General features: G+C 66.5%; 30 protein-coding genes. 17 read left to right on the top strand and 13 right to left on the bottom strand.

Annotated features, from left to right (window positions below; genetic code table 11):
• The first annotated feature begins 4 nt into the window (after positions 1–4).
• Together lptG and DWG20_RS11440 are read left to right on the top strand one after the other, a co-directional pair.
• Positions 5–1,078: an LPS export ABC transporter permease LptG gene (lptG, locus tag DWG20_RS11445; protein ID WP_115433935.1), complete on the top strand. Its 1,074-nt coding sequence runs from the start codon at positions 5–7 to the stop codon at positions 1,076–1,078.
• Between the two features lies 1 nt (position 1,079).
• Complete coding sequence (locus DWG20_RS11440; protein ID WP_115433934.1) at positions 1,080–3,638, top strand: [protein-PII] uridylyltransferase; 2,559 nt, start codon at positions 1,080–1,082, stop codon at positions 3,636–3,638.
• A 199-nt stretch (positions 3,639–3,837) separates the two neighbouring features.
• On the opposite strand, the gene DWG20_RS11435 is transcribed toward DWG20_RS11440, so the two are convergent.
• The 3 genes from DWG20_RS11435 to DWG20_RS11425 form a co-directional block, all read right to left on the bottom strand.
• Positions 3,838–4,938 carry a WD40/YVTN/BNR-like repeat-containing protein gene (locus tag DWG20_RS11435; RefSeq protein ID WP_115433933.1) on the bottom strand — a complete coding sequence of 367 codons (1,101 nt, stop codon included), beginning with the start codon at positions 4,936–4,938 and terminating at the stop codon, positions 3,838–3,840.
• A 14-nt stretch (positions 4,939–4,952) separates the two neighbouring features.
• The gene (locus DWG20_RS11430) at positions 4,953–5,222 is read right to left on the bottom strand and encodes a MoaD/ThiS family protein (RefSeq protein ID WP_115433932.1); all 270 of its coding nucleotides are present in this window, start codon (positions 5,220–5,222) and stop codon (positions 4,953–4,955) included.
• A 152-nt stretch (positions 5,223–5,374) separates the two neighbouring features.
• Positions 5,375–6,979, bottom strand: a complete 1,605-nt coding sequence (locus DWG20_RS11425; protein ID WP_115433931.1) for a methyl-accepting chemotaxis protein — start codon at positions 6,977–6,979, stop codon at positions 5,375–5,377.
• Positions 6,980–7,132: 153 nt separating this feature from the next.
• On the opposite strand from DWG20_RS11425, the gene DWG20_RS11420 reads away from it, so the two are divergent.
• Positions 7,133–7,891 carry an EAL domain-containing protein gene (locus DWG20_RS11420; protein ID WP_245944713.1) on the top strand — a complete coding sequence of 253 codons (759 nt, stop codon included), beginning with the start codon at positions 7,133–7,135 and terminating at the stop codon, positions 7,889–7,891.
• An 87-nt stretch (positions 7,892–7,978) separates the two neighbouring features.
• Here the strand turns inward: DWG20_RS11420 and DWG20_RS11415 are convergent, their stop codons facing one another.
• Positions 7,979–8,932 carry a GMP reductase gene (locus DWG20_RS11415; protein WP_115433930.1) on the bottom strand — a complete coding sequence of 318 codons (954 nt, stop codon included), beginning with the start codon at positions 8,930–8,932 and terminating at the stop codon, positions 7,979–7,981.
• A gap of 203 nt (positions 8,933–9,135) precedes the next feature.
• Positions 9,136–9,825 (bottom strand): ParA family protein, encoded by a 690-nt coding sequence (locus tag DWG20_RS11410; RefSeq protein ID WP_115433929.1) that lies wholly within the window; start codon positions 9,823–9,825, stop codon positions 9,136–9,138.
• A 91-nt stretch (positions 9,826–9,916) separates the two neighbouring features.
• On the opposite strand from DWG20_RS11410, the gene DWG20_RS11405 reads away from it, so the two are divergent.
• A complete protein-coding gene (locus tag DWG20_RS11405; RefSeq protein WP_115433928.1) occupies positions 9,917–10,591 on the top strand; it encodes an HAD family hydrolase in 675 nt (224 codons plus the stop codon).
• A 12-nt stretch (positions 10,592–10,603) separates the two neighbouring features.
• Here the strand turns inward: DWG20_RS11405 and DWG20_RS11400 are convergent, their stop codons facing one another.
• Positions 10,604–11,191, bottom strand: coding sequence for an IMPACT family protein (locus tag DWG20_RS11400; protein ID WP_115433927.1), 588 nt, complete (start codon positions 11,189–11,191; stop codon positions 10,604–10,606).
• Between the two features lie 104 nt (positions 11,192–11,295).
• On the opposite strand from DWG20_RS11400, the gene DWG20_RS11395 reads away from it, so the two are divergent.
• The 7 genes from DWG20_RS11395 to DWG20_RS11365 all read left to right on the top strand — a co-directional run bounded on the left by DWG20_RS11395 (position 11,296) and on the right by DWG20_RS11365 (position 15,490).
• Positions 11,296–11,730, top strand: a complete 435-nt coding sequence (locus DWG20_RS11395; RefSeq protein ID WP_115433926.1) for an NfeD family protein — start codon at positions 11,296–11,298, stop codon at positions 11,728–11,730.
• The gene (locus DWG20_RS11390; protein WP_115433925.1) at positions 11,727–12,674 is read left to right on the top strand and encodes an SPFH domain-containing protein; all 948 of its coding nucleotides are present in this window, start codon (positions 11,727–11,729) and stop codon (positions 12,672–12,674) included. Before DWG20_RS11395 ends, DWG20_RS11390 begins: the two co-directional genes overlap by 4 nt.
• Before the next feature lie 131 nt (positions 12,675–12,805).
• Positions 12,806–13,339 carry a septation protein A gene (locus tag DWG20_RS11385; RefSeq protein ID WP_115433924.1) on the top strand — a complete coding sequence of 178 codons (534 nt, stop codon included), beginning with the start codon at positions 12,806–12,808 and terminating at the stop codon, positions 13,337–13,339.
• Entirely contained in the window at positions 13,340–13,642 is a 303-nt protein-coding gene (locus DWG20_RS11380; RefSeq protein ID WP_115433923.1) for a YciI family protein, read from the top strand.
• On the top strand, positions 13,639–13,902 hold the full coding sequence (locus DWG20_RS11375) for a BolA family protein (protein WP_115433922.1): 264 nt from the start codon (positions 13,639–13,641) through the stop codon (positions 13,900–13,902). The genes DWG20_RS11380 and DWG20_RS11375 overlap by 4 nt, the downstream gene beginning before the upstream one ends.
• Positions 13,903–13,926: 24 nt before the next feature.
• Positions 13,927–14,715, top strand: coding sequence for a peptidylprolyl isomerase (locus DWG20_RS11370; RefSeq protein WP_115433921.1), 789 nt, complete (start codon positions 13,927–13,929; stop codon positions 14,713–14,715).
• 16 nt (positions 14,716–14,731) lie between these two features.
• Entirely contained in the window at positions 14,732–15,490 is a 759-nt protein-coding gene (locus DWG20_RS11365) for a peptidylprolyl isomerase (protein ID WP_115433920.1), read from the top strand.
• A 162-nt stretch (positions 15,491–15,652) separates the two neighbouring features.
• Here the strand turns inward: DWG20_RS11365 and DWG20_RS11360 are convergent, their stop codons facing one another.
• Positions 15,653–16,444: an enoyl-CoA hydratase gene (locus DWG20_RS11360; RefSeq protein ID WP_115433919.1), complete on the bottom strand. Its 792-nt coding sequence runs from the start codon at positions 16,442–16,444 to the stop codon at positions 15,653–15,655.
• 241 nt (positions 16,445–16,685) lie between these two features.
• On the opposite strand from DWG20_RS11360, the gene DWG20_RS11355 reads away from it, so the two are divergent.
• The 6 genes from DWG20_RS11355 (at position 16,686) to cydX (ending at position 21,121) form a co-directional block, all read left to right on the top strand.
• The gene (locus tag DWG20_RS11355; RefSeq protein WP_115433918.1) at positions 16,686–17,363 is read left to right on the top strand and encodes a sulfite exporter TauE/SafE family protein; all 678 of its coding nucleotides are present in this window, start codon (positions 16,686–16,688) and stop codon (positions 17,361–17,363) included.
• Between the two features lie 136 nt (positions 17,364–17,499).
• The gene (locus DWG20_RS11350; RefSeq protein WP_115433917.1) at positions 17,500–18,054 is read left to right on the top strand and encodes a GbsR/MarR family transcriptional regulator; all 555 of its coding nucleotides are present in this window, start codon (positions 17,500–17,502) and stop codon (positions 18,052–18,054) included.
• A gap of 5 nt (positions 18,055–18,059) precedes the next feature.
• Entirely contained in the window at positions 18,060–18,281 is a 222-nt protein-coding gene (locus DWG20_RS11345) for a hypothetical protein (RefSeq protein WP_115433916.1), read from the top strand.
• The gene (locus DWG20_RS11340) at positions 18,265–19,848 is read left to right on the top strand and encodes a cytochrome ubiquinol oxidase subunit I (RefSeq protein ID WP_115433915.1); all 1,584 of its coding nucleotides are present in this window, start codon (positions 18,265–18,267) and stop codon (positions 19,846–19,848) included. The genes DWG20_RS11345 and DWG20_RS11340 overlap by 17 nt, the downstream gene beginning before the upstream one ends.
• On the top strand, positions 19,841–20,971 hold the full coding sequence (gene cydB / locus DWG20_RS11335) for a cytochrome d ubiquinol oxidase subunit II (protein WP_115433914.1): 1,131 nt from the start codon (positions 19,841–19,843) through the stop codon (positions 20,969–20,971). Before DWG20_RS11340 ends, cydB begins: the two co-directional genes overlap by 8 nt.
• A 9-nt stretch (positions 20,972–20,980) precedes the next feature.
• On the top strand, positions 20,981–21,121 hold the full coding sequence (gene cydX / locus DWG20_RS11330; RefSeq protein ID WP_115433913.1) for a cytochrome bd-I oxidase subunit CydX: 141 nt from the start codon (positions 20,981–20,983) through the stop codon (positions 21,119–21,121).
• Positions 21,122–21,176: 55 nt separating this feature from the next.
• On the opposite strand, the gene DWG20_RS11325 is transcribed toward cydX, so the two are convergent.
• The 6 genes from DWG20_RS11325 to DWG20_RS11300 all read right to left on the bottom strand — a co-directional run bounded on the left by DWG20_RS11325 (position 21,177) and on the right by DWG20_RS11300 (position 25,353).
• A complete protein-coding gene (locus DWG20_RS11325) occupies positions 21,177–22,076 on the bottom strand; it encodes a metal ABC transporter substrate-binding protein (protein WP_115433912.1) in 900 nt (299 codons plus the stop codon).
• 107 nt (positions 22,077–22,183) lie between these two features.
• Entirely contained in the window at positions 22,184–23,059 is an 876-nt protein-coding gene (locus tag DWG20_RS11320) for a metal ABC transporter permease (RefSeq protein WP_115433911.1), read from the bottom strand.
• Positions 23,059–23,799, bottom strand: a complete 741-nt coding sequence (locus DWG20_RS11315) for a metal ABC transporter ATP-binding protein (protein WP_115433910.1) — start codon at positions 23,797–23,799, stop codon at positions 23,059–23,061. The genes DWG20_RS11320 and DWG20_RS11315 overlap by 1 nt, the downstream gene beginning before the upstream one ends.
• Complete coding sequence (locus DWG20_RS11310) at positions 23,796–23,990, bottom strand: hypothetical protein (protein ID WP_115433909.1); 195 nt, start codon at positions 23,988–23,990, stop codon at positions 23,796–23,798. Before DWG20_RS11310 ends, DWG20_RS11315 begins: the two co-directional genes overlap by 4 nt.
• Complete coding sequence (locus tag DWG20_RS11305) at positions 23,987–24,931, bottom strand: CobW family GTP-binding protein (protein ID WP_181881014.1); 945 nt, start codon at positions 24,929–24,931, stop codon at positions 23,987–23,989. The genes DWG20_RS11310 and DWG20_RS11305 overlap by 4 nt, the downstream gene beginning before the upstream one ends.
• Positions 24,919–25,353, bottom strand: coding sequence for a Fur family transcriptional regulator (locus tag DWG20_RS11300; protein WP_115433907.1), 435 nt, complete (start codon positions 25,351–25,353; stop codon positions 24,919–24,921). Before DWG20_RS11300 ends, DWG20_RS11305 begins: the two co-directional genes overlap by 13 nt.
• Between the last annotated feature and the right edge of the window lie 140 nt (positions 25,354–25,493).

Genomic DNA, 25,493 nt, shown 5'->3' with positions numbered 1-25,493 from the left:
CACGATGCGGCTGATTAACCGTTACCTGATCGGTTCGCTCGCCAGCAGCGCCTTCTTCACGCTGGCCGCGCTGATCGGCCTGTTCGGCTTCTTCGACGTGGTCGCCGAGTTGCCCAGCCTCGGCAAGGGCAGCTACACCGCGCCGGTGATGCTGCGCTACGTCGCCTACCTGATCCCCGGCCACGCTTACGAACTGATGCCGCTGGCGGTGCTGATAGGCGGCATGGTCGCGATGACGCAGTTCGCGTCGAACAGCGAGTACACGGTGATCCGCACCAGCGGCGTGTCGCTGTCTCAGGTCGCCGGCGTGCTCGCGCAGTTCGGCGTGCTGTTCGCGATCCTCACCGTTCTGCTCGGCGAGTTCGCCGCGCCGTACGCCGAACAGGAGGCGAGCCGCGTCAAGCTCGCCGCCACGCGCTCGATGGTTGCGCAGGAGTTCCGTTCGGGCATCTGGGTCAAGGACGACAAGCACTTCATCAACGTGCGCGAGATGCTGCCCGATACCACGCTGAAGGGCGTGCGCATCTACACCTACAACGACGACTACCAGCTGACGCAGACCCGCTACGCCGACGTTGGCCGTTACCTCGGCAACGGCCAGTGGCAGTTGACCGGCGTGTCCGACACCAAGCTGAGCGAGAACAAGGTCACCGTCGAGCACCACCCGGCGTTGAATTGGAAGTCGGTGATCGAACCGGACATCCTCGACGTACTGCTCGTCGTGCCCGAACAGATGTCGGTCGCCAACCTCGTCACCTATATCGAGCACCTGTCGAACAACAAGCAGCAGACGCAACGCTACGACATCGCGCTGTGGAGCAAGCTGTTCTACCCGCTCGCCTGCGTGTCGATGGCGCTGGTCGCGCTCGCTTTCACGCCGCGCCAGCGCCGCCACGGCCAGCTCGGCCTGCAGCTGTTCATCGGCATCTGCATCGGCGTCGGCTTCCACTTCACCAACCGCCTGTTCAGCCACCTCGGCCTCTTGTACGGCTGGAACGCGATGGTCTCGGCGACACTGCCGACGCTACTCTTCCTGGCCGCCGGCATCGCACTGATCCGCAAGCAGGAAAAACGCTGACATGGCCCACGCGCTGACCGCACGCCGCCAGGCACTGCAGACCGCCCGCGACGCGCTGTTCGCCGCCTGGCGTGAACATGGCGACCCGCAAACCTTGCTTTCGTCGCTGAGCGGTCTCGTCGACACAGAAATCGCCGCGCTGTGGCAGGACGGCGGCGGCGGCGAATCGGCGGCGCTGCTGGCGGTCGGCGGCTACGGCCGCGGCCAGCTGTTTCCGCATTCGGACATCGACCTCCTGATCCTGCTGCCCGACAACGCGCCACGCGCGGTGCTCGAGAAGGCCGAGGTGCTGATCGGCCAGATGTGGGACCTCGGCCTCGAGGTCGGCCACAGCGTACGCACCGTCGACGAATGCCTGAAGGAGGCCGAAGGTGACATCACCGTCGCGACCACGCTGCTGGAACACCGGCTCATCGCCGGCAACGCAGCACTCCAACAGGTCCTCGCCGCCTCGCTCGCGCGCGAACTCGACCCGGTCGCCTTCGTCGAGGGCAAGCAGCTCGAGCAGCAGCAGCGCCACAACCGCTTCTTCGGCGTCACCAACAACCTCGAACCGAACCTGAAGGAAAGCCCGGGCGGCCTCAGAGACCTGCACACGCTGTTGTGGATCAGCAAGGCGACCGGCTTCGGCGACAGCTGGGATGCGCTGACCGAGGACGACATCCTGACGCGCGCCGAGGCTAGGCTGATCCGGCGCAGCGAACGCACGCTGCAGCGGCTGCGCATCGACCTGCACCTGTTGGCGAAGCGTCGAGAGGACCGGCTGCTGTTCGACTTCCAGCAGCCGCTGGCCAGGCTGTGGGGCTTCGAGGACACGAACGCGCGGCGCGCGAGCGAACTCCTGATGCACGAGTTCTACCGCGCGGCGCGCACCGTCGGTCAACTGAACGGCGTTCTGCTGCCCAACCTGCGCGCGCGTTTCTTCTCGCAGCTGCCGCGGCTGACTCAGTCGCTCGACGAGCACTTCTACACCGTCAACGGCATGCTTTCCGTCTATAAATCCGAGATTTTCCGCGAGCGGCCGTCGACCATCTTCGAAGCCTTCCTGATGCTGCAGCGCCACCCCGAGCTGACCGGCTTCGCGCCGCGCACGCTCAGGGCATTGTGGAACGCACGCAGCCGCATCAACGAGCGCTTCCGCCACGACAAGACCAACCGCGCGCTCTTCATGCAGCTGTTCCGCGAGCCGGGACTGACGCGCACGCTGCGCCGCATGAACCTGTACGGCGTGCTCGGCAAATACCTGCCGGCGTTCGGCCGCATCGTCGGCCAGATGCAGCACGACCTGTTCCACGTCTACACCGTCGATGAACACATCCTGATGGTGGTGCGCAACCTGCGCCGCTTCGCGGTGCCGGCGTTCAACCACGAATACCCGTTCCTGTCGCGGCTGATCAACGACTTCGACAAGCCGGAACTCTTGTACCTGGCCGGCCTGTTCCACGACATCGCCAAGGGCCGCGGCGGCGACCACTCGCAGTTGGGCCGTCTCGACGCGCGCGAATTCTGCATCGCGCACGGGCTGACGGACGACGACACCGAGCTCGTGGTCTGGCTGGTGCAGGAACACCTGACGATGTCGGCGACCGCGCAGAAAGAAGATATCTACGACCCGGAAACCGTCGGCCGCTTCGCCGACAAGGTCGCAACGCCCAGAAGGCTGGCCGCGCTGTACCTGTTGACCGTCGCCGACATCCGCGGCACCAGCCCCAAGGTGTGGAACGCGTGGAAGGCCAAACTGCTCGAGGACCTCTACCACGCGACGCTCAAGCAGCTGATGCGCGGCGGCGAGCTCGACCTCGACTCCGAACTCGAGGAACGCAAGACGCAGGCGCGCGCGCTGCTCCGGCTGTTCGCCGTACCGGCCGGCGTCGAAGACAAGCTGTGGAGCGAACTCGACACCGTCTACTTCCTGCGCCACGAGGCTAAGGAGATCGCGTGGCACGCAAGGCTTCTGAACCGCTTCGTCGCCAGCGCCGAGCCCATCGTCCGCGCGCGGCTGTCCGAGGACAAGGAAGGCGTCCAGGTGCTGGTCTACACGCCCGACCAGCCAGCGCTGTTCGCGCGCCTGTGCGCGTTCTTCGGCCGCACCCGCTACAGCATCGCCGACGCCAAGGTCTACACCACGCGCCACGGCTACGCGCTCGATACCTTCCACGTGTTCATCCCCGAACACCACGACGGCGACTACCGCGACCTGATCAGCTTCATCGAGTTCGAACTGTCCGCCTGCCTGAAGCGCGGCGGCGAGATCGAGATGCCGCCGCCCGGCCGCGTCAACCGCATGCTGCGCCACTTCCCGATCACGCCGCAGGTCGTCATCCGCTCCGACGACCGTGAAAACTACTTCGTGCTATCGCTGGTGGCCGGCGACCAGCCCGGCCTGTTGGCACGCATCACGCAGATCCTGACCCGCTACGGCCTGTCGGTACAGTCGGCCAAGATCATGACGCTCGGCAGCCGGGTCGAGGACTCGTTCCTGCTGTCGGGCGACGCGCTGTCGGACGGCAAGGCGGTGCTCGCGCTCGAGGCGGATCTGATCGAGGAGTTGAAGGCCTAGGGTCGAGTCGCTCGGCCAAGCTTGCTTCATGAATGACAGCCCCTGACGGGGCTGTCTGCTTTTGGGCGCGGCCCCCGGCCCGACACCCAAGGCTCGGCCAACTGCGGGCATGAGAAAGCCCAAGACCGGATTGATCCTGGGCTTTGCGTTGGACGCCGACGGCCGGGCTGCGGCATGGTGGTCTGGCTTTGTAGCAGGATCAAGCGAAGCGCACGCAATAGATCGGCGGCAGATGAGCCGACACGCACTGCCAGCGGTCGCCTCCGTTCTCCGAGACCCACAGGCCGCCGGTGGTCGAGCCCATCGCCAGGCGCTCACCCGAGGCGTCCACGGCCAGAGCGTGCCGGTAGACGAGGTCGTAGGCCGGGGGCGGCGGCAGGCCGTCGTCCAGCGCCTCGAAGCTGCGCCCGCCATCCCGCGTGCGGTTGACGACGAACCGACCGTCCACCGGGACGCGGCACTCGTCCTTGACGGCCGGAACGAACCAAGCGGTGTCGGGCTGCCGGGGGTGGACGGCGACGGCGAAGCCGAAGCTGGAGGGCAGTGCATGCACGCGCTGCCAGCGCGCGGCGCCGTCGGTAGCACGGAAGATGCCATTGTGGTGCTGCACCCACAGCGCCTCGGGACGGCCCTCGCACTGCACCATGCGGTGCGGATCCTGGATATTGGGGTCTTCGCGCCGTTCGGGCGGCATATAGTCGGCCTGCATGCCCGTGCTGGTGCAGGTCCAGCTGTCGGCGCCGTCATGCGTCTGCCACACGCCGCCGCAGGATACGGCGATCGTGATGTGACGGCTGTCGCGCGGATCGACGCAGACGGAATGGATGCCGGGGTAGTCGTAGCCGCCGCCGAACCACTCGCTGCGCTCCGGCCGGTCCCACAGCGCCCGGTTCAGCGCCCAGCTATCGGCGCCGTCGCCGGAGCGGAACAAACCTCCCGGGATGGTGCCGGCCCACAGCACGCCGGGTTCGTCCGGGCCGCCGGCTTCCAGCGCCCAGATCTGCTGCAGGCTCCACGGCGCCTCTTCCAATGGCGGCCCGGAAGGCTCTTCCAGCTGCGGCGGATAGACGGGCACCGCGCACGCCTCCCAGTCCTGCCGTCCGGCCGGACGACGCCACAGCTTGACGCCGAAATGGCCGAGGTTGAGCGCCGCGTATAGCGTGTGGTCGCGCGGATCGGCCAGCACCATGCTGACCGGCTCGCCGAGGAAATGCGTCTCTGCCTGCCGCCACTGTCCATCACTGCTGCGCTGCAGGATAAACAGCCCTTTGCGCGTGGCAACGAGAAGTCGATCGCTCATGGTGGGGACCTTTCTCAACCGCCGGTCAGCGCCTGCACCACGTAGATCTGGCTGCTGGCGCCGATCGGGTCACTCAGATGCTGGCGATCCCGGATGGCGCGACCATCGACGAACACCGCCAGATGGCGGCGCAACTGCCCTTGATCGTCCAGGAGATAGCCGCGTAATTCCGGCTGGATGCAGAACACCGCTTCCAGTGCCGCCCCGACCGTCGCCGCCGCTACGTCGCGCTCCGGACTGGCGATGTGTCGCTGGATGGCGGGGGCGAAGGCGATGCGGGGCATAGGGTGGGACGCCGGTGTGGATACGGACGCTTTACAGTGTAGGAGATACTGGGGCACTTACCCACGGGCCGACTTTGCGAAGCTCGGCCAAGCTTGAAATGCAAAAAACCCGCCGTGATGGCGGGTTTTTTGCGTTCAGCCCAGCAAGCTCCCTAGCGGTTCCACTTGCTGAAATCGCGCGTCAGCTTGGACAGGTCGCCGGCGGTGTCGGCCAGTTCGCCCGCGTGCAGCTCAAGCTGGCGCGTCGTCTCCAGATTGTTCTCGGCGATCGCGTTCAGTTGCTCGAGCGACGCGGCGACTTCGTGGACCGACTGCGCCTTCTGCTGCATCTGCCCGGCCAACTGCCGGGCCTGCGCGCTCGCGCGTTCGGCCGAGCCGATCAGGCCGGCAAGGTTGGCCGAGGACGCGCGGATCTGCTCGGTCACTTCGCCGACCTCGGTCACGGTCGCGTCCATGCTGCCGACCGCGTCGCGCGTCGTCGCCGCGATCGACTCGACGATCTCGGTGATCGAGTCGGTCGTGCTGCTCGTGCGCTCGGCCAACTTGCGCACCTCGTCGGCGACGACGGCGAAGCCGCGGCCCATTTCGCCGGCGCGCGCCACCTCGATCGACGCATTCAGCGCCAACAGATTGGTCTGGTCGGCGATCTCGTGGATCTGGTCGGTCATGCTGCGGATGTTCGCCATCGACTGCGTCAGCTTCTCGACCGCGGCGCGCGAGGTGCCGACGACGCCGACCGCGCGCTCGGCCGCCTGCGACGCGGCGTGCATCGTCGCGCTGCCGGCGCCGGCGACCTCCTTGGTCGCCTCGGCTTCCACGAGGCTCTGCCCGGCCAGCGTCGCGACCTCGGCGACCGATTCGCTCATCCGCTCCATGTTGGCGCTGATCTGCGAGAGGCCGCCGGCCTGTTCCGACGTGCGCACCGCGAGGCCCTGCATTTCCCGTTCGAGCGACTCGGCGTTGCCGTGGGTGCGGCCGCTGGCGCTGATCACGTCGGCGATCACCGCGCGCTGGTGGATGCGCAGCGACTCGAGCCCGGCGACCAGTTGGCCGACGAGACCGCCATCGCGGCTGGCGAGATTGTGTTCGAGTTGGCCTTCGGACAAGGAGGCGAAGCCCTGTTTCAGCACGTCTAGGGCGGCAAAAATGCGCGACAGCGCCCAGCCGCCGGCGACGGCGGCCAGCACGAGCCCGGCGCCCGACAGGCCCGCGCGCGCGCCCCAGTCCAGATCGGGCGCCATGCCGCCCGCGGCAAGCAGTACGACGCCGGCTGCAACGCCGACGCCGCCCCATTTGAGCGGGTCGAGCCGGCGGCGACGCGCGGCGAGCGTCGACGGCAGGGTCGCACGCTTGTCGCGCACTGCGCGGTACAGCGCCTCGGCGGTGTCGATTTCGGCGCGCTTCGGGCTCGAGCGGATCGACATATAGCCGACGGTGCGGCCGTGCTCGGTAATCGGCGTGACGTAGGCCTCTACCCAGTAGAAGTCGCCGTTTTTCGCGCGGTTCTTCACCAGGCCGCGCCACGGCTGGCCGGTCTTGACCGTTTCCCACAGGTCGGCGAACGCTTCGGGCGGCATGTCAGGGTGGCGGACGACGTTGTGGTTCTTGCCGATCAGCTCGGCTTCTTCATAACCGCTGATGTCGATGAAGGCACGGTTCGCGTAGGTAATGATGCCCTTGGCGTCGGTCTTGGTGACGATGGGGTGGGCGGGATCGACGCGCCTTTCCTGGTCGGTCACCGGGAGGTTGATTTTCATTCGGCATCCTTGGATTGTCCGGTGCGCGATCGGCGCGCCGGATAAAGACATTGGGATGCTATCAGAAACGACGCTGTTTTCCCGCGTTAGCAACAGGGATTTCGGGTATCCCCTAGGCGGCAAGGCCATTCCTGCGTAATATTGTTATCGAGAATGACTATCAATACAAACACCATGCCGTCCAGCCCTGCCACGGCGATCCGCGCCGACACCCTGCTCGACCTGATCGAAAACCGCCGCGTCGGCGTCGAGTATCAAGTCATCCTCGACACCCGTTCGCTCGAACCGTTCGGCTACGAAGGCCTCGCCCGCCTGTACGACCGCGACGGCGCGCCGCTGCCGCCGCAGCGCGTGTTCGACTGCCTGCACGACTCGCCCCTGAGCCTGGTCCAGCTCGAACTGATCGCGAAGGCGGCGCAGATCGAACACGCGCCGACCGAGGGCAAGCTGTTCCTGAACGTCGACCCGGACGCCTTCCTGCTCGGCCTCGCGCCCGACCACAGCCACCCGATGTTCAAGCTGCTGGCACGCCGCCCCGAAGTGGTGGTCGAGATCATCGAGAATTCGAACACGCAGCAGGCCGACCGCAGCCTCGCGTTGGCGCGCGGTCTGGCCGAACAGAATATCGAGACCGCGCTCGACGACATCGGCGCGCCGGCGAGCCTGCTGGCGCTGCCGCTGCTGATGAGCGTCGACTACTACAAGTTCGACCGCCACTGGCTGCGCCAGCGCGACGACGCGGCGCACCGCGCGCTGTTGACCCACCTGCTCGGCTTCGCGCGCGAACAGGGCAAGGCGACGGTGCTCGAAGGCGTCGAGACGGCTGCCGATCTGGCGCTCGCGCGCGAACTCGGCGTCGATTACGTGCAGGGCTTTTTATTCCGCGAGCGCTTCGTCACCGTGAAGCCTTGAGCCCGGCAAAAAAAAGCTCAGCCAACCTTGAAGGGTTGGCCGAGCTTTTTCACACGCAGGCCGCGGCAAGCGCGGCCGTGCGGTCTATCAGTAGCGGTTCACATAGATCATTTCGGCGTCGCGCAGCGCGGCAAGCGTGTTGCCGCCCGAGTAGCTGATCGACGACTGCAGGTCTTCCTTCAGTTCGATGAACAGGCGCTCGATCGAGCCTTTGTACTCGACGTAGATGCGCTTGCCCTCGACGTTCTTGTACGCGCCCTTGTTGTGCTCGGATGCGCTGCCGAAGTATTCCTTCAGGTGCTTGCCGTCGACCTCGATGATCTGGCCGGCCGACTCGTCGTAACCGGCGAACAGCGAGCCGGCCATGATCATGGTCGCGCCGCAGGCGATCGCCTTGGCGAGGTCGCCGTGCTCGGAAATGCCGCCGTCGGCGATCACCGGGATGCTGACCGCTTGCGCGCAGTCGAGCACGGTGGAGACCATCGGGCGGTGGAAGCCGGTCTTGTTCTTGGTGATGCACACGCGGCCGCCGGCGATGCCGGCCTTCACCGCGTCGACGCCCCAGCTTTCCAGGTCGCGCGCCGCGTCGCCGGTGGCGATGTTGCCGCCGATCAGGAACGACTCGGGGAACAGGTCCTTCACCTTCTTGATCATGCGCTCGGCCTTCACGCACCAGCCGTTGGCGATGTCGAGCGTGATGTATTCCGGGGTCAGGCCGGCGGCCTTCAGCTCGCGCAGTTGCTCGTCGGTGTCCTCGTTCACGCCGACGCTGATCGACGAGAACAGGCCTTTTTCCTGCATGTCGGCGGTGAAGCGCGTCGCGTCGACGTTGAAGCGGTGCATGGTGTAGAACCAGCCGCGACGCGCGAAGTATTCGCAGGTTTCTTCGTCGACCACGCTCTTCATGTTGGCGGGGTACACCGGCATGTCAAAACGGCGCGGGCCGAATTGCACCGAGGTGTCGCACTCCTTGCGGCTGTCGACGACGGTGCGTTTGGGGACGAGGTAGATGTCGCCGTAATTGATTTCGGTCTTGATCATGCGGTTGTACTCCTTGAGCAGATGGGTCGTGCCGCCGACACGTCTGCCGCGGCGCAAAAACAGGGGGCCCCAAATAAAAGCGGGAGCCGCAATGGCTCCCGTTTACAGTGCCCCCTGCGTCGCCCCTCGGGGTCCGCACGAACAAACCGGGCCAATTTACCCGGGTTAACCCTGGCCGTCAAGCTAAAGTACGAAGATCACGCTCACGCGCCAAAAATCTGTGCGCTGTCGCTTTTGAGCGCCGGCTCGGCTCGGCCGGCCGGAAAGCCTTCGCCCAGCCAGTCTGCGATCGGCTGCCACGCGGCGCGGTCGCGCTGGCTGCGGCCCGGCGGCAGGTCGAACAAGGTTAGCCCCTGTGCCGCCGCCGACACGTAGAGCTGCGTGTCGCGCAGCCAGGTCAGCACCGGCACGTCGTGGCGCTCGAGGAAGGCCCCGAGCTCGCGCGACGCACGCGTGCGCGGATCGACGCGCATGCCGACGACGGCGACGAAGGTCTTTTCCTTCCTCACCGCCTTCTCGGCGAACAACTGCTCGAAGAAGTCGGCGCTCGCCCACATGTCGAACGGCGACGGCTGGATCGGCACGAGAATCCGTTCGACGCGCGCCACCAGAGCGGCGAGCTTCTTGCCGTGCAGGCCGGCCGCGCTGTCGAGCACGACCACCTCGGTGCCCTTGGGCGGGCGCGCCGGTTCGCCGGCGTTCACCTCCCAGCCAGCGATCCTCGGCAGCGACGCATCGCGTTGCCTCAGCCACGCCAGCGACGACTGCTGGCGGTCGACGTCGCCGAGCATGGTTCTGAAGCCCGCGTGCGCGTAGTGTCCGGCCAGATTGGTCGCCAGCGTCGACTTGCCGCTGCCGCCCTTGGGGTTGGCCACCAGCACCGAAAACGTCATCCCGCCCTCCTCGATCATGTCCTGCGCCACTATACCAGCGCCGCCCGGGCCGCTGTATGCTTGGACTTTGCCCGCCCTGAGGATTTGCCGCATGAGCTCCCCGCGCTTTGACGCCCTGCTTTTCGACCTCGACGGCCTGATGATCGACTCCGAGCGCGTCGGCGCCGACAGCTGGCGCCTGGCGGGCGCCGACCTCGGCCACGAGGTCGACGAGGCCTTGCTCGCCGCGCTGGCCGGTCTGTCGGTGACGCGCAGCGAGGCGGTCGTCGCCCAATTCCTCGGCGACGAGACGCTGGCGCGAGCGCTGCATATGCAGAGCCGCGCGCACTACCAGCGCCTGGTGCACGAAGGCGAGATTCCGCTGAAGCCCGGCATCGAAGCGCTGCTGAGCTGGGCGCGCGACGCCGACGTGCCGCGCGCGGTGGCGACGTCGACGATGCGCGAAATGGCCGACGTGAAGCTCGCGCGCAGCGGGTTGATCCGCTTTTTCGAGGCGACGGTGGCGGGAGACGAAGTGAGCGAGACCAAGCCGGCGCCCGACGTCTATCTCGCGGCGGCCGCACGCCTCAACGTCGAGCCGGCGCGTTGCCTGGTGCTCGAGGATTCCTACTACGGCGTGCTCGCCGCGCGCGCGGCCGGCATGCAGGTGATCCTGGTGCCCGACGGCACGCCACCGGACGAGGAAACGGTCGCGAAGGCGCTCGCCGTCTGCTCCGACCTCAACGAGGCGCTCTCGCTGCTGCGCCCGTGGTTTGCAAAGCGTTGAGACTCCCGGCGATCAGGAAGGGTCCCGCACCTTCAACGCACCGCGCAACAGGTCGGACGCGTCGGTGACAAACGCGTCGACGTCGGCGAGCTTGATGCGCACGGTCAGCGTCACCGCCTCCCCATAATCGGCCGACAGCACGCTCGCCCCCCGCTGCTCGGCCAACCTTCGCAGCGCCGCCTCGTCGGCGAACGCCATGAGCAGTTGCCGCTCGCACATCGGCTCGAACGCGACGAGTTCGGCCACCTTCATCGCCTCGGTCACCGCCTGGCCGTAGGCGCGCGCCAGGCCGCCGGCGCCGAGCTTGATCCCTCCCCAGTAGCGCACCACCACCGCGAGGATGTTCGACACCGACTTGTGCGACAGCACGTTGTACATCGGGCGCGCGGCGGTGCCCGACGGTTCGCCGTCGTCGTCGAGGCCCGAGTCGCCGTCGCAGATCAACACCCAGCAGTAATGAACGGCGCCCGGATGCTGTGCGCGAAGCTCGGCCAACCTTTGCTTGGCCTCGGCGCGGCTCGCCACCGGAAACACCATGCCGATGAAGCGGCTCTTCTTGACCTCGATCTCGGCACTCGCGGGCGCGGCAAGCTGATACATGCAGGAACGACCCCAAGTGAAAGCCGCATCATAACAGCGCCGCCGCTCACGAACCGCGCCCGCGCGCTGGCGGCCAGCCATGCAAATATGCTAAAAGTCTCATCATGAATCCGCTGACCCCGTCCTTCTGGCTGTTGATCGCGCTGTTCGCGCTGATCGCCGAGTTCTTCTCAGGGACGCTCTATCTGCTGGTCGTCTCGCTCGCGCTCGCCGTGGTCGGTGCGCTGCTCGCGCTGGGCGCCGCGCTGGTCCCGGCGCTCGTTACCGGCAGCGCCGCCGGCATCGTCGGCCTCGCGCTGCTGCGGCGCTTCAAGCGTCGCCGCAGCGCACGCAGCACGGCGATCGACGACCCCGACCTCGGCCAACTCGTCGACATCGTCGCCAACCGCGGCGGCCTCGGCACGGTGCGTTACCGCGGCGCCGAGTGGCAGGCCGAGTTCGACCCGGTAGACCTCGCGCCCGGCAGCCGCGGCACCATCGCCGGCCGCGACGACAACCGTCTGAAAATCGTTCCCTATCCACAAGGACCCACACCATGATCCTGGCCCTCGTGCTGTTTTTCGCCGTCGTCGTCTTCGTCTGGCGCGCGGTGAAAGTCGTCCCGCAGCAGAACGCCTATATCCGCGAACGGCTCGGCCGCTACCACGACACGCTGAACCCGGGGCTGAACATCCTCATCCCCTTCGTCGACCGCATCGCGTACCGGCACAACCTGCGCGAGATCCCGCTCGACGTGCCGAGCCAAGTCTGCATCACCAAGGACAACACCCAGCTCAAGGTCGACGGCATCCTGTACTTCCAGGTGACCGACGCGCAGCGCGCGTCTTACGGTTCGAGCGACTACGTGCTCGCGATCACCCAGCTCGCGCAGACCACGCTGCGCTCGGTGATCGGCCGCATGGAGCTCGACAAGACCTTCGAGGAGCGCGACGACATCAACCGCACGGTGGTCGCCGCGCTCGACGAGGCCGCGTTCAGCTGGGGCGTGAAGGTGCTGCGCTACGAGATCAAGGACCTGGTGCCGCCGCAGGACATCCTGCACGCGATGCAGGCGCAGATCACCGCCGAGCGCGAGAAGCGCGCGCTGATCGCCGCCTCGGAAGGCCGCAAGCAGGAGCAGATCAACATCGCGACCGGCGCGCGCGAGGCGGCGATCCAGCGCTCCGAAGGCGAGATGCAGGCGGCGATCAACCTGTCGCTCGGCAACCGCGAAGCGGCGATCAACCAGGCGCAGGGCGAGGCCGAGGCACTGCGCCTGGTCGCCCTGGCCACCGGCGAAGCGATCGAGCGCGTCGCGCGCGCGGTCGAGGCCAAGGGCGGGATCGAGGCGGTCAACTTCAGGGTGGCCGAACAGTACGTCGAGGCGTTCGCCAAGCTGGCGAGCGAGAACAACACGCTGATCCTGCCGGCCAACGTCGCCGACGTCGGCGGCCTGGTCGCTACCGCGATGAAGGTGGTCAGAAGCACCGACAAGCAGGGCTGAAGCCGGCTCGGCCAGCCTTCGAGCCCGCCCGGATGCGGAACTTCGCCCCCGGGTGCCCGTCCTACCCGCCTCATATTTGTTAACCGGCGTGACCTTGTGCCGTCGCCCCCCTGCCCCCATAATCGTTCCTCATGAAAGCGTTTGCCGATTTCTTCCCCGTTCTACTGTTCTTCGCGGTCTACTGGGCCAGCCGGGACATGTTCCTCGCCACCGGCGCCGCCATCGCCGCGTCGGTCGCGTTCACCGGCTACGCGTGGTTCCGCCATCGCCGCGTCGAAACGATGCAATGGGTCAGCCTCGGGCTGATCGTGGTGCTCGGCGGCGCGACGCTCCTCTTTCACGACAAGCACTTCATCATGTGGAAGCCGACCGCGCTCTACTGGCTGATCACAGGCGCCCTCATCGTCGGCGAGCTCACCGGCAAGAACGGTATCCGCGCGCTGCTCGGCAAGCAGATGGAGCTGCCCGACGAGGCTTGGCGATTACTGAACCGCGCGTGGATGGCCTTCTTCACCTTCATGGGCGGGCTCAACCTCTGGGTGGCCTACTCGTTCAGCGAGGCGACCTGGGTCAATTTCAAGCTGTTTGGCGGCATCGGCCTGATGCTGGTTTTCGCCATCGGCCAGAGTTTCTATCTGTCCAAATACGTGGAAGAAAGGAAATAAATGCTGTACGCCATCATCGGGCGTGACCGCGAAGGCTCGCTCGACGCGCGCGTCGCCGCCCGCCCGGCCCACCTCGAGCGCCTTCAGGCGCTGCAGGATGAAGGCCGCCTGATCGTCGCCGGCCCCTTCCCGGCGATCGACTCGCTCGACCCGGGCCCGGCGGGTTTTTCCGGCAGCCTGATCGTCGCCGAATTCGCCTCTCTCGACGCGGCGCGGGCATGGGCCGACGCCGATCCCTACGTCGCCACCGGCGTGTACGAAGCCGTCGACGTCAAACCGTTCCGCAAGGTCTTTCCGGCATGACGTCCACCCTGGACCTGATCCGGGAGAAGCTGGCCGTCCTAGAGCCCGAACATATCTCACTGGAAGACGATAGCGCGGCGCACGCCGGCCACGCCGGCGCGCGAGAGGGCGGCCACTATCAGCTGACCATCGTCAGCGCCGCGTTCACCGGCCTGAACCGGGTGGCCCGGCACCGTCTGGTCTACCAGACGCTGGGCGAGCTGATGCAGACCCGCATCCACGCGCTGGCCATCCAGGCCTTGAGCCCGGACGAACTCTGAACCTTAAATCGATAAGGGAACATCATGAAACTCACCCGACTGGCCAGCATTGTGGCCTTTTCCGCCCTCAGCCTGCAGGCGATGGCCACCCCGGTTGCCACCGTCAACGGTTCCGCGATCGACAAGAGCGAAGTCGACCGCGCGGTCAGCCAGCTGGTGAAGAACAGCAGCGGCAAGGTGCAGGACACCCCGGCGCTGCGCGAAGAGATCAAGGGCAACCTCATCGCCAAAGAACTGGTGCTGCAGGAAGCCCGTCGCCGCGGCCTCGACAAGACCCCGCAGTTCACCGAACGCCTCGACAACCTGCGCGAAGAGCTACTGCAAAGCGCCCTCCTTGCCGACATCGTCAAGCAGAACCCGGTGAGCGACGCCCAGGTGAAGGCCGCCTACGACCAGCTCGCCGCCCAACTCAACGGCAGCAAGGAAGTGAAGGTGCGCCAGATCGTCGTCGCCAACGAGGCCGACGCGACCCGCCTGATCGCCGAATTGAAAAAAGGCGGCAACTTCGAGGCCGCCGCCCGTGCCAAGTCGATCCAGCCGGGCGCCAAACAGAACGGCGGCCAGATGGGCTGGGGCAACCTCAACACGATGGAAGCGCCGCTGGCCGAGGCCCTGAAGGGCATCGGCAAGGGCCAGTTCAGCGTCAAGCCGCTGCACTCGCGCCTGGGCTACCACGTGTTCAAAGTGGAAGAGATCCGCGACAGCAAGGCACCGGCGTTCAACGACGTGAAGCCGCAAATCGCCCGCGACCTGCAGCAGCGTGAGGTCGCCAAGGTGATCGAAGGCCTGCGCGGCAAGGCCAAGATCCAGTAAGCAAGGAATAACAAGAATGCGTAAAACCCTCGTCATTTCGGCCCTCGCCGTCGCTTTCGCCGGCCAGCTGGTCGTCGCCGCACCGGCCGCACCGGTTTCCCAGTCGCGCGTCGACGCCGTGATTCGCACCCTGGAAGCCCAGGGCCAGCAGGTCACGCCGCAGACGCGCGACATGGTGCGCGAACAGCTCGCGACCGCCGACCTCCTGAGCCAGGCGGCGGTGAAGAAAGGCCTCGACAAGACGCCGGAATTCCGCGCCGAGCTGGAAAACATGCAGGCTATGAGCCTGGCCAACCGGCTGATCCGCGACTACCAGAAGAGCAACCCGGTGACCGAGACCGAGCTGAAGGCGGCTTACGCCAAGCTCAAGGCCGAGATGCCCGAGAAGAAGAGCTACCACGCCCGCCACATCCTGGTAAAGACCGAGGCCGAGGCGAACGCGGTGATCGACGCGCTGCGTAAAGGCAAGCCGTTCGACGCGCTGGCGAAGGAAAAATCGCTCGACCCGGGCAGCAAGGCCAACGGAGGCGACCTGGGCTGGGCCGACGCCGAGAACTTCGTCCCGCCGTTCGCCGAAGCGCTGACCCGCCTCTCCAAGGGCCAGGTGACGTCCAAGCCGGTGAAGACCGAGTTCGGCTGGCACGTGATCAAGCTCGACGACGTGAAGACCGAGAGCGCGCCGCCGCTCGACGCGATCCGCCAGCAGCTCGAGCAGCGCGTGATGAGCGCCAAGGTCGACAAATTCATCGAAGGCATCAAGGCGCAGGCGAAGTAATCCCGCCCCGCCCAAGCCGCCGAAAAAGAAAACCCGCGACCTTGTCGCGGGTTTTTTCTTGTAGCCCCTCGCGTGTGTTCCTGGCGGCCGGCGGACCTTGCCGGACGCTGGGGGTTGGCCGAGCCCGGCCAACCTTCAATTCAAGTACTGACGACCGGCGACCTAATCGTCGTCATCGCCCTCGTCCTGCCACGACGGCGCGCGTTTTTCGAGAAAGGCGCTCACGCCCTCGATCTGCTCCGCTTCGCCGACGAGACCGAGCAGGCCCTCGCGCTCGAGCGACAGTTGCGCCTCGAGCGTGAGCTGCGGGCTCTTGGCGATCAGCGATCGCGCGACCGCCACCGCGCCCGGCGCCTGCTGGCCGACCTTGTTCGCGAGGCTGATCGCGGTGATCTTGGCGAGCCCGACGTCGACCACCTCTTCGACCAGCCCGATGCGGCGCGCTTCTTCGGCGTCGACCAGCTCGCCGCCGAGGATCATCCGCTTGGCCCACGCCAGGCCGACCTTGTCGGTCAGCGTCTTGGTGCCGCCGGCACAGGGCACGAGGCCGACGCGGGTTTCCGGCAGGCCGAGCCGTGCACCGCGTTCGGCGACTATGAAGTCGCAGGCGAGCGCGCATTCGAGACCGCCGCCTAGCGCGTAACCGTTGATCGCCGCGACCGTCACGCCGGGAAACGTCCGCAGCTTGCCGAAGGCGCTGGCGAAGGCGTCGATGATCGCCGTCGCCTCGTTGCGGTCGCCGCGCTTGAAGACGCCGATGTCGGCGCCGGCCGAGAAAAACTGTTCGCCTTCGCCGGTGAGCACCACCGCGTACACCCCGGCGTCGCCAGACAGCCCGGAGAGCGCGTCTTTCAGCTCGAGCAGCCCTTCGACCGTCCACACATTGGCCGGCGGGTGGACATGGGTCAGGATGGCGCACTTGCCCAGCTTTTCCACGATCAGTTGCTTGGCCATGATTCCTCCGTTCGGGCGGATGTGCGACGGGCCGGCCTGCCACCACCCAGCAACGTCCACCCCAGCAGGACAGACGCGTTTTTCTTTTTTATGGAATAAGCTGTAGACAACTTCCAGCTTTTTAAGCAAGTAATTTCACTTTTCATGGTCTGTTATCAATTGGTGCGCGCAGACCGCGTCGAAATCCCGGCAAACACGCGGTTTTCGTTAAAATAAGCGCTTTGCTCCGGAAGCCTTCCCGATGCTGGAAATCAACTGGCTGGCGCTGTTCGTCGTCGGACTGCTCGGCGGCGGGCATTGCGTCGGCATGTGCGGCGGCGTCGTCACCGCACTGTCGTTCGGCCTGCCGGCCAGCCGCGTGCGCTGGCCGCTGATGATCGCCTACAACCTCGGCCGCGTCGGCAGCTACACGCTGGTCGGCGCGCTCTTGGGCGCGCTCGCGCAAGCCGGGCTGTCGATGGCCGACTTCGCGCCGCTGCGCTGGGGTCTGTTCGTCGCCGCGCAGCTGATGCTGATCGCGCTCGGCCTGTATCTGGCCGGCCTGTCTGCGCTGGTCACGCGCTTCGAGACGCTCGGCCGACCATTCTGGCGGCGCGTGCAGCCTTTCATTGCCCGCTTCCTGCCGGTGCGCAAGCTCGGCCAGGCGCTGGCGGTCGGCGCGCTGTGGGGCTGGATGCCTTGCGGCCTCGTCTACAGCGCGAGCCTGTCGGCGCTCGCGTCGGGCAGCGCGCTCAAGGGCGCCTCTCTGATGCTCGCGTTCGGCCTCGGCACGCTGCCCAACCTGCTGTTGATGGGTGCCTTCGCCGACCGGCTGAAGACGCTGCTGCAAAAGCGCGCGCTACGGCTCGTCGCCGGGCTGTCGGTGCTCGCGCTCGGCGTCGTCGGCCTGCTTCAATGGTGGCTGGCGCAGCCGTTCTAAGCCCCGCCCTTCCGTCCCTTACTCCCCCTCAAGGTTGGCCGAACCTGTTGTTTTTCGGTCGGCCGACAGCGTGCCGCATTGCGCCGGATCAAATCCTCTTTTAATATTTCAGAAATTACTGAAATTTCAAAAAACCATGCATCTCTCTCCGCTCAACGAACGCTTCGTGCTGCACTTCGGCGAAATGGGCAGCCGCTGGGGCGTGAACCGCACCGTCGGCCAGATCTACGCGGTGCTGTTCCTCGCGCCCGAACCGATGAACGCCGACCAGATCGTCGACGCGCTCGGCATCTCGCGCTCCAACGTCAGCATGGGCCTGAAGGAACTGCAGTCGTGGCGGCTGGTGAAGCTCGTCCACCAGATAGGCGATAGGCGTGACTACTTCGAGACGCCTAAGGAAGTGTGGGACATCTTCCGCACCTTGGCCGAGGAAAAGCGCAAGCGCGAGGTCGAGCCGACGCTGACGCTGCTGCGCGACGCGCTGATGGAAACGCCGGTCGACGAGGCCGAACGCCACGCGCAAGAGCGCATGCGCGAGATGCACCAGCTGATCGAACTGGCGACCGGCTGGTTCGACGAGGTGCAGCGCCTGTCGCCCGACACGCTAGAAAAGCTGATGCGCCTCGGCGCGCGCGTGCAGAAGGTGCTCGAGTTCACGGGCCGCTCGCGCGGCAAGGCCGACAAGGAATGACCGCGATGCGCCGCCCGACACGGACCGGCCTGCCGCTGTGGCTCGAGATCACGCTGGTGCTCGCCTTGAAGGCGGCGCTGTTGTGGTGGGCGTGGTCGCTGTGGTTTGCCGAGCCGGTCGCGCGCCACATGACCGTGCCCGAGGCCGCCGTCACGCAGAAGTTGCTCGGCCAACCTATACAAAACGAATCGCAACTAACGGAGAATAACGATGCTACCCGCCGCTGACGTGGTGGAACTGTCGCGCCTGCAGTTCGGGCTGACGGCGATGTTCCACTTCCTGTTCGTGCCGCTGACGCTCGGCCTGTCGTGGATCCTGGTGATCTGCGAATCGGTCTACGTGATGACAAGGCGCGAGGTCTACAAGGACATGACCCGCTTCTGGGGCAAGCTGTTCGGCATCAACTTCGCGATGGGCGTCACCACCGGGCTGACGCTCGAGTTCCAGTTCGGCACCAACTGGGCGTACTACTCGCACTACGTCGGCGACATCTTCGGCGTGCCGCTGGCGATCGAGGGGCTGATGGCGTTCTTTCTCGAGTCGACCTTCGTCGGCCTGTTCTTCTTCGGCTGGGACCGGCTGTCGCGCGTCAAGCACCTGATGGTGACCTTCCTCGTCGCGCTCGGCTCGAACCTTTCCGCGCTGTGGATCCTGATCGCCAACGGCTGGATGCAGAATCCGGTCGGCGCCGAGTTCAACCTCGACACGATGCGGATGGAGCTGACCAGCATGGCCGACGTGTTCTTCAACCCGGTCGCGCAGGTGAAGTTCGTCCACACGGTCGCAGCCGGCTACGTCGCCGCGGCGATGTTCGTGCTCGGCGTGTCGAGCTGGTATCTGTTGAAGGCGCGCGACACCGGCTTCGCCCTCAGGTCGTTCGCGGTCGCGGCCGGCTTCGGCATGGCGTCGGTGCTGTCGGTGATCGTGCTCGGCGACGAGTCGGGCTACACCACCGGCGAGGTGCAGAAGGTGAAGCTCGCCGCGATCGAGGCCGAGTGGGACACGGAACCGGCGCCGGCGGCGATCACCGCCTTCGGCCTGCCCAACCAGGATAAGGAGCGCACCGACTACGCGGTGAAGATTCCGTACCTGCTCGGCCTGATCGCGACCCGCTCGATCGACCAGCCGGTCACCGGTATCAAGGAGCTGAAGAGGGAGCACGAGGCGCGCATCGTCAACGGCATCCCTGCCTACGCCGCGCTCGCCCGCATCAAATCGGGCGAGGACACGCCGGCGTTGAGACAGCAGTTCGACGAGCACAAGGCCGACTTGGGCTTTGCGCTGCTGTTGAAGAAGTACACGCCTAACGTCGTCGACGCGACGCCGCAGCAGATCAAGGCCGCCGCCGACGACACCATCCCGCGGGTCGCGCCGCTGTTCTGGTCGTTCCGGCTGATGGTCGGCCTCGGGATGCTGTTCCTGTTCATCTTCGCCGCGTCGCTGTGGTTCCTGGTGCGCAAGAACCTCGCGCCTCAGCGCTGGCTGCTGAAGCTCGCGGTATTCGCGATCCCGCTGCCGTGGGTCGCGATCGAGGCCGGCTGGTTCGTCGCCGAGTACGGCCGCCAGCCGTGGACGATCTCGGGCGTACTGCCGACGCGGCTGTCGGCGTCCATGCTCGACGCGAGCCAGCTCTACTTCAGCCTGATCGGCCTCTTGGGCATCTACACGCTGCTGTTCGTGATCGAGATGTACCTGATGCTCAAATACATCCGGCTCGGCCCGGCTAGCCTAAACACCGGCCGCTACCACGGCGAAGGCTCGGCCAACCCTGCGACGGAGAATCCCCATGCCTGATTACGAAACACTGAAACTTCTATGGTGGGCGATCATCGGCGTGCTGTTGATCGGCTTCGCGGTGCTCGACGGCTTCGACATCGGCGCTGCGATGCTGTTGCCCTTCATCGGCCACGACGACACCGAGCGGCGCCTCGTCATCAACGCGGTCGGCCCGACCTGGGAGGGCAACCAGGTGTGGCTGGTGACCGCCGCCGCCGCGCTGTTCGCCGCGTGGCCGCTCGTGTACGCCGCCGCGTTCTCGGTGCTGTACGGCGCACTGATGGTCGTGCTGTTCGGGCTGTTCCTGCGCCCGGTCGGCTTCGATTACCGGAGTAAATTGGCCGACCCGCGCTGGCGTAACGGCTGGGACTGGGCACTGTGCGTCGGCTCGGCGGTCCCGGCGCTGCTATTCGGGATCGTTTTCGGCAACCTCTTCGTCGGCCTGCCGTTCGCGTTCGACGGCGAGATGCGCGTGCGCTATGACGGCAGCTTCTTCGACCTGTTGAACCCGTTCTCGCTCTACTGCGGCGTCGTGTCGGTCGCGATGCTGCTCAACCACGGCGCGGTCTTCCTCGCCGGCAAGACGCGCGGCGAGCTGCAGACGCGCGCCGGCTTCATCGCGCTGTGGAGCGGGTTCGCGACCGCCGCGCTGTTCGCCGCAGGCGGCGCTTGGGTCGCGCAGCTCTCCGGCTGGCATCTGACCGAGATCGGCGCGCTCGGCGGCGTGCTGTCGCCGCTGTCCAAGACCGTGAGCACGGCACCCGACTGGTTCGGCAACTTCCGCGCGCAACCGATGCTCGCGGCGGTGCCGACCGCCGGCGTCGCGCTGCCGCTGATCGCCAGCCTCGTCGCCGTAAAGGGTTGGCCGAGGGTCGGGCTCGCAGCGAGCGGCACAGGCGTCGCCGCGATCATAATGACCGCCGCCGCAGCGCTGTTCCCGTTCGTGCTGCCGTCGTCGCTCGACGCGGCGTCGAGCCTCACGTTGTGGGACGCGACGTCGAGCCACAAGACGCTCGCGATCATGCTCGGCCTGGTCGCGGTTTTCATGCCGATCATCCTCGTCTACACCCGCTGGGTGTACCGCGTGATGCGCGGCCCGGTGACCGCCGAGCGCTTAGATACCGACACCCACAGCTACTAAGGAGAAACCATGTGGTATTTCGCCTGGATCCTCGGCCTCGGCCTCGCACTCAGCCTCGGCATCATCAACGTGATGTGGCTCGAGAGCCACTACGCTTTCGGCGTACGCGACGAGGAGAAGACGCGCCGCCGCTTCGAAGAACACCGTTGAGCTTCAAGCCATGAAAAAAGCCGGCCCTCGGGCCGGCTTTTTCGTTCCGCAGTCCTTACTTCAGCGCCTTCAGCAAGGTGTCGGCGTTGTAGCGGAACAGCGCGACGAAGCTCGGTGCCGGGCCGCTAGGCGCCGACAGCGCATCCGAGTACAGCTTGCCGACCACCTTCACGCCGGCCTCGCGCGACAGTTGGCCGAGCAGCTTCTGGTCGGCCATGTTCTCGAAGAACACCGCGCTCACCTTCTGCTTCTTCACCTCGCGCACGATCTGCGCGACGCCCTTGGCCGACGCCTCGCTCTCGGTGCTCACGCCCTGCGGCGCGATGAAACGGATGCCGTAACGCTTACCCAGATAAGGAAACGCGTCGTGGCTGGTCAGTACCTTGCGGCGCTCGGCCGGGATCGCGGAAAAGCTCTTGATCGCCCAAGCGTCGAGCTCCTTCAGCTTGGCCGTATAAGCACTCGCACGACCGCGGTAATAGTCGCGGCCCGCCGGGTCGGCCTTCTCGAGCGCCGCCTCGATGTTGGCGACGTAACGCTGCGCCGCCAAGAGGTCGTGCCAGGCGTGCGGGTTGATCTCGCCGTGGTCGTGACCTTCGTGGCCGCCGTGGCCGTGTTCTTCGTGCTCTTCGATCGGCTTCACGCCCTTCGCCGCCTCGACGGTGATGCCCTTGAAGCCGGCCGAACGCGACAGGCGCGACAGCCAGCCCTCGAAACCGAGACCGTTGGCGACGAACACCTTCGCACCGGCGACTCGCTTCACGTCGGCCGGCGTCGGCTGGTAGACGTGCGCGTCCTGGTCGGCGCCGACCAGCGACACGACGTCGACGCGGTCGCCGCCGACTTCGCGCGTCATGTCGGCGACGATGGAAAAGCTCGCCACCACCGGCAGCTTGGCCGCGAACGCCGACAGCGGGCCGGTCATCAGGGCCAGAGCCAACAGGGTTTTCTTCATCGTGCGAACTCCTTTATGGAAAGCGAAGCGGTGCCAAGGCTGGCCTGACCGAGCGAGGCAAGCGCAGCGTCGCGAGGAAATGCTCGGCCAACCTTGCTACTCAGAGATCACTGCTCGAAATGGCGCGAACGGATGTAGCGCGGCAGCGCGCCGCCGGCCGGCGCGAACAGCAGCGAGAACAGGTAGACGACGCCGGCCAACAGGATGATCGCCGGGCCGGACGACAGCTCGAAGTGGTAGGACAGGAGCAAGCCGCCGAGCCCCGACGCGAACGCGACGCTCACCGACGTCAGCATCATGCCGCCTACCGAGTGCGACCACAGCCGCGCAGTGATCGCCGGCAGCATCATCAGGCCGACCGCCATCAAGGTGCCGAGCGCCTGGAAGCCGGCGACGAGGTTCAGCACGACCAGCATCAGGAACAACAGATGCCACAGCCCGCCCTTCGCGCCGACCGCGCGCATGAACACCGGGTCGAGACTTTCGAGCATCAGCGGGCGGTAGATGACCGCCAGCGTGAACAAGGTCACCGTCGCGACCGACGCGATCAATACCAGCGCGGCGCTATCGACGGCGAGCACCGAGCCGAACAGGATGTGCATCAGGTCGACGTTGCTGCCGCTCTTCGACACGATCAAGACGCCGAGCGCGAGCGACATCAAAAAGAAGGCCGCGAAGCTCGCGTCTTCCTTGACGCCGGTGAAACGCGTCGCGAGGCCCGCCATCAGCGCGACCAGCACGCCGGCGACGAAGCCGCCGACGCTCATCGCCGGCAGACTCAAACCGGCGACGAGGAAGCCGATCGCCGCGCCGGGCAGCACCGCGTGGCTCATCGCGTCGCCCATCAGGCTCATGCGGCGCATCACCAGCATCAGCCCTACCGGGCCGCTGCCGAGCGCGAGCGCCAAACAACCGGCGAGCGCGCGGCGCATGAAGCCGAAGTCGGCGAACGGCGCGAAAAAGAGTTCGTAAAGATGCGACATCACGCGGCCTCCCCGTCGACGCGGCACACCGGCGCGTGTTCCTGCCAGTGCGCTGCGCGGTCTACTGCGCGCCTGAGATTGGCGTCGGTCAGCACGGTCTCGGTCCTGCCCCAGGCGACCACTTCGCGCGCCATCAGCAAGGTGTGCGGGAAGTAGGCGTGCACCTGCTCGTAGTCGTGCAGCACCGCGACCACGGTGCGGCCTTCGGCACGCCAGCGGCGCACCAGCGCCAACAGGTCGTAAGTGGTCTTCGCGTCTACCGCGTTGAACGGTTCATCCAACAGAATCAGACGCGCGTCCTGCACCAGGATGCGCGCGAACAGCACGCGCTGGAACTGGCCGCTCGACAGCGCCGAGATCGGCCGCTGCGCGAACTCGGTCAACCCTACGGTAGCCAGCGCCTCGGCGACGCGTGCGATGCCGGCTCGGCCGACGCCGCCGAACGGCCCGGTGCGGTGCCACAGGCCCGAAAGCACCAGGTCCTCTACGTTGATCGGCAGGCTGCGGTCGATTTCCGATTGTTGCGGCAGATAGGCGATGTCGGCGCGGCGGTAGGACATCACCGCCCTGCCCGAATCGGGGCGCAGCGCGCCGACCATGGCCTTGAGCAGCGTGCTCTTGCCGGCGCCGTTAGGCCCGAAGATCGCGGTCGCATCGCCCTCGGCGAAGGCGCCGGACACATGGTGCACCGCCGGGTGGCGCTGGTAGGAAACGGTCAGGTTCTCGAGGACGAGGCTCATGCTTCACCTCCCAACGCCCACGCGACCACGCCCCACAGCAGTGCGAGCAGGCCGGCGGCCAGCACCAGCCGCTGCCAAGCGGCCATCGCCATCAGGCTCGGCCAACCTTGCGCCGGCAGCGGCTCGACGTGTGCGTGTGCGTGTGCGTGCGTCGAGGGATCGTGTGTCGAATGATCATGCGGCGTGCTCATCGCTTGCCCTCCTTCTCGAGACAAGAGGCCAGCGTCGACTCGATCGCCGCGGCGTCGATGGGTTCGGTCGCGATCAGCTCGAAACGACTGTCGCGCCGCCACGCGACCTGGCTCGCGCCCCACTGCCCCTCGGCCCAGTTCAGCCACACGAAGGAATCGAGCACGCGGAACACGCCCTTGGCGCGCGCGAGGCCCGGCTGAAGTTTGGGCAGCTCGTCGAAAAAGCGCGTCAGCTTCTCGCCGCAGAAGTTGCGCTCGGCGTCGAAGGTGAAGCCCTCCGACTGCCAGGCGCTCGCGGCATCCTTCGCCACCGCCGGTCGGTAGCGTGATTTCTCCGCAAACGGCAGGTCGAGCCACGCCGGGTCGATCTCGCCCTGGCTGACCTCGGCGATGAGCGCCTTGGGCGGGAACAGCGCAGCGGCCTGCTCGCGGAAAGCGGTCAAGGAGACTTCGTCGGCCATCTCGGCCTTGTTCGCGACGAGCACGTCGGCGATCGCAACCTGGTCGCGGTACAAGGGCTGACGCGCGTAATCGGGGTTCACGAACTGGCGCGGATCGACGACGGTGACGACCGCGCCTATCGTCAGCGCGTCGCCGAGCGGCTTCTCGTTCAGCTCGTCGATGACGCCGGCCGCGTGCGCGAGGCCGCTCGCCTCGATCAACAGCCGGTCGGGCCGCTCGCGGCGCAGCAGCGTCGCGACGGTCGCGGTCATCTGCGGGCCGGCGACGCAGCACAGGCAGCCGCCGGCGATCTCGGCGACCGGCAGGCCGTCCTGGCTGAGCGCGGCGCCGTCGATGCCGACCTCGCCGAACTCGTTGACGATCACCGCCCAGCGCTCGTGCGCCGGGCGGCGGGCGATCAGGGCCTTCAGCGCGGTGGTCTTGCCCACGCCCAGAAAGCCGGAAAACAGGTTGACGATGGTCTTTTTCATGCTCGGCAGGCCTGGCAGGTGCCGGTCAGCACCAGGTTTTGCGGCGTCACGGCGAAGCCGGCGGCGGCGGAAGCGTCGCGCAGCGCAGCCATCGGGCCGGTGGCGTCCAGCTCGGTCACGCCGCCGCAGCGTTCGCACACCAGGATCATCCCCTCGTGCGGGCAGTCGAAGTGCTCGCAGACGATGAAGCCGTTCAGCGCCTCGACGCGGTGGAGCAATCCGTTCTCTACGAGAAAGTCGAGCGCGCGGTAGACGGTAGGCGGCGCGGCGACGCCGCGCTCCTTCTGCAGGTCGGCCAGCACCTGATAGGCCTTGACCACGCCGGGGTAGCCGAGCACCAGCTCGAGCACCCGGCGGCGCAGCGCGGTCAGCTTGCAGCCGAGACGCTGGCAATGCTGTTCGGCCGCGGCGAGAAAGGCGGTTTTGTCCATGGGGACCGGATAATGAGAGGGTCGGGAAGGATGTGAATGTTACTCTATAACATCATGCAAAACAAGGCGGCCCAGCCAACCTTGGGATCGGCAGAGCCTTTTTCATCCGCCCAAATAAAAAGGCCGGGAATCGTCCCGGC

It is taken from the genome of Crenobacter cavernae (assembly GCF_003355495.1).
Lineage (GTDB): Bacteria > Pseudomonadota > Gammaproteobacteria > Burkholderiales > Chromobacteriaceae > Crenobacter > Crenobacter cavernae.
Note: the sequence above shows the minus strand (reverse complement) of the source record. Positions and strands in the feature narration are given on the sequence as shown.

Bases quoted from the DNA above. Each gene is read 5' to 3' on its own strand.
- DWG20_RS11410 (WP_115433929.1), bottom strand. From the start codon at position 9,825: ATGACGTTTTCGGTGCTGGTGGCCAACCCCAAGGGCGGCAGCGGCAAG.
- DWG20_RS11415 (WP_115433930.1), bottom strand. From the start codon at position 8,932: ATGATCAAGACCGAAATCAATTACGGCGACATCTACCTCGTCCCCAAA.
- DWG20_RS11425 (WP_115433931.1), bottom strand. From the start codon at position 6,979: ATGAAAATCAACCTCCCGGTGACCGACCAGGAAAGGCGCGTCGATCCC.
- DWG20_RS11345 (WP_115433916.1), top strand. From the start codon at position 18,060: ATGCGCCGCCCGACACGGACCGGCCTGCCGCTGTGGCTCGAGATCACG.
- DWG20_RS11440 (WP_115433934.1), top strand. From the start codon at position 1,080: ATGGCCCACGCGCTGACCGCACGCCGCCAGGCACTGCAGACCGCCCGC.
- DWG20_RS11370 (WP_115433921.1), top strand. From the start codon at position 13,927: ATGAAACTCACCCGACTGGCCAGCATTGTGGCCTTTTCCGCCCTCAGC.
- DWG20_RS11430 (WP_115433932.1), bottom strand. From the start codon at position 5,222: ATGCCCCGCATCGCCTTCGCCCCCGCCATCCAGCGACACATCGCCAGT.
- DWG20_RS11320 (WP_115433911.1), bottom strand. From the start codon at position 23,059: ATGTCGCATCTTTACGAACTCTTTTTCGCGCCGTTCGCCGACTTCGGC.
- DWG20_RS11380 (WP_115433923.1), top strand. From the start codon at position 13,340: ATGCTGTACGCCATCATCGGGCGTGACCGCGAAGGCTCGCTCGACGCG.
- DWG20_RS11405 (WP_115433928.1), top strand. From the start codon at position 9,917: ATGAGCTCCCCGCGCTTTGACGCCCTGCTTTTCGACCTCGACGGCCTG.
- DWG20_RS11310 (WP_115433909.1), bottom strand. From the start codon at position 23,990: ATGAGCACGCCGCATGATCATTCGACACACGATCCCTCGACGCACGCA.
- DWG20_RS11340 (WP_115433915.1), top strand. From the start codon at position 18,265: ATGCTACCCGCCGCTGACGTGGTGGAACTGTCGCGCCTGCAGTTCGGG.
- DWG20_RS11375 (WP_115433922.1), top strand. From the start codon at position 13,639: ATGACGTCCACCCTGGACCTGATCCGGGAGAAGCTGGCCGTCCTAGAG.
- cydB (WP_115433914.1), top strand. From the start codon at position 19,841: ATGCCTGATTACGAAACACTGAAACTTCTATGGTGGGCGATCATCGGC.
- DWG20_RS11360 (WP_115433919.1), bottom strand. From the start codon at position 16,444: ATGGCCAAGCAACTGATCGTGGAAAAGCTGGGCAAGTGCGCCATCCTG.
- DWG20_RS11300 (WP_115433907.1), bottom strand. From the start codon at position 25,353: ATGGACAAAACCGCCTTTCTCGCCGCGGCCGAACAGCATTGCCAGCGT.
- DWG20_RS11350 (WP_115433917.1), top strand. From the start codon at position 17,500: ATGCATCTCTCTCCGCTCAACGAACGCTTCGTGCTGCACTTCGGCGAA.
- DWG20_RS11395 (WP_115433926.1), top strand. From the start codon at position 11,296: ATGAATCCGCTGACCCCGTCCTTCTGGCTGTTGATCGCGCTGTTCGCG.
- DWG20_RS11435 (WP_115433933.1), bottom strand. From the start codon at position 4,938: ATGAGCGATCGACTTCTCGTTGCCACGCGCAAAGGGCTGTTTATCCTG.
- DWG20_RS11355 (WP_115433918.1), top strand. From the start codon at position 16,686: ATGCTGGAAATCAACTGGCTGGCGCTGTTCGTCGTCGGACTGCTCGGC.
- DWG20_RS11385 (WP_115433924.1), top strand. From the start codon at position 12,806: ATGAAAGCGTTTGCCGATTTCTTCCCCGTTCTACTGTTCTTCGCGGTC.
- DWG20_RS11400 (WP_115433927.1), bottom strand. From the start codon at position 11,191: ATGTATCAGCTTGCCGCGCCCGCGAGTGCCGAGATCGAGGTCAAGAAG.
- DWG20_RS11390 (WP_115433925.1), top strand. From the start codon at position 11,727: ATGATCCTGGCCCTCGTGCTGTTTTTCGCCGTCGTCGTCTTCGTCTGG.
- DWG20_RS11315 (WP_115433910.1), bottom strand. From the start codon at position 23,799: ATGAGCCTCGTCCTCGAGAACCTGACCGTTTCCTACCAGCGCCACCCG.
- DWG20_RS11420 (WP_245944713.1), top strand. From the start codon at position 7,133: ATGACTATCAATACAAACACCATGCCGTCCAGCCCTGCCACGGCGATC.
- lptG (WP_115433935.1), top strand. From the start codon at position 5: ATGCGGCTGATTAACCGTTACCTGATCGGTTCGCTCGCCAGCAGCGCC.
- DWG20_RS11325 (WP_115433912.1), bottom strand. From the start codon at position 22,076: ATGAAGAAAACCCTGTTGGCTCTGGCCCTGATGACCGGCCCGCTGTCG.
- DWG20_RS11365 (WP_115433920.1), top strand. From the start codon at position 14,732: ATGCGTAAAACCCTCGTCATTTCGGCCCTCGCCGTCGCTTTCGCCGGC.
- cydX (WP_115433913.1), top strand. From the start codon at position 20,981: ATGTGGTATTTCGCCTGGATCCTCGGCCTCGGCCTCGCACTCAGCCTC.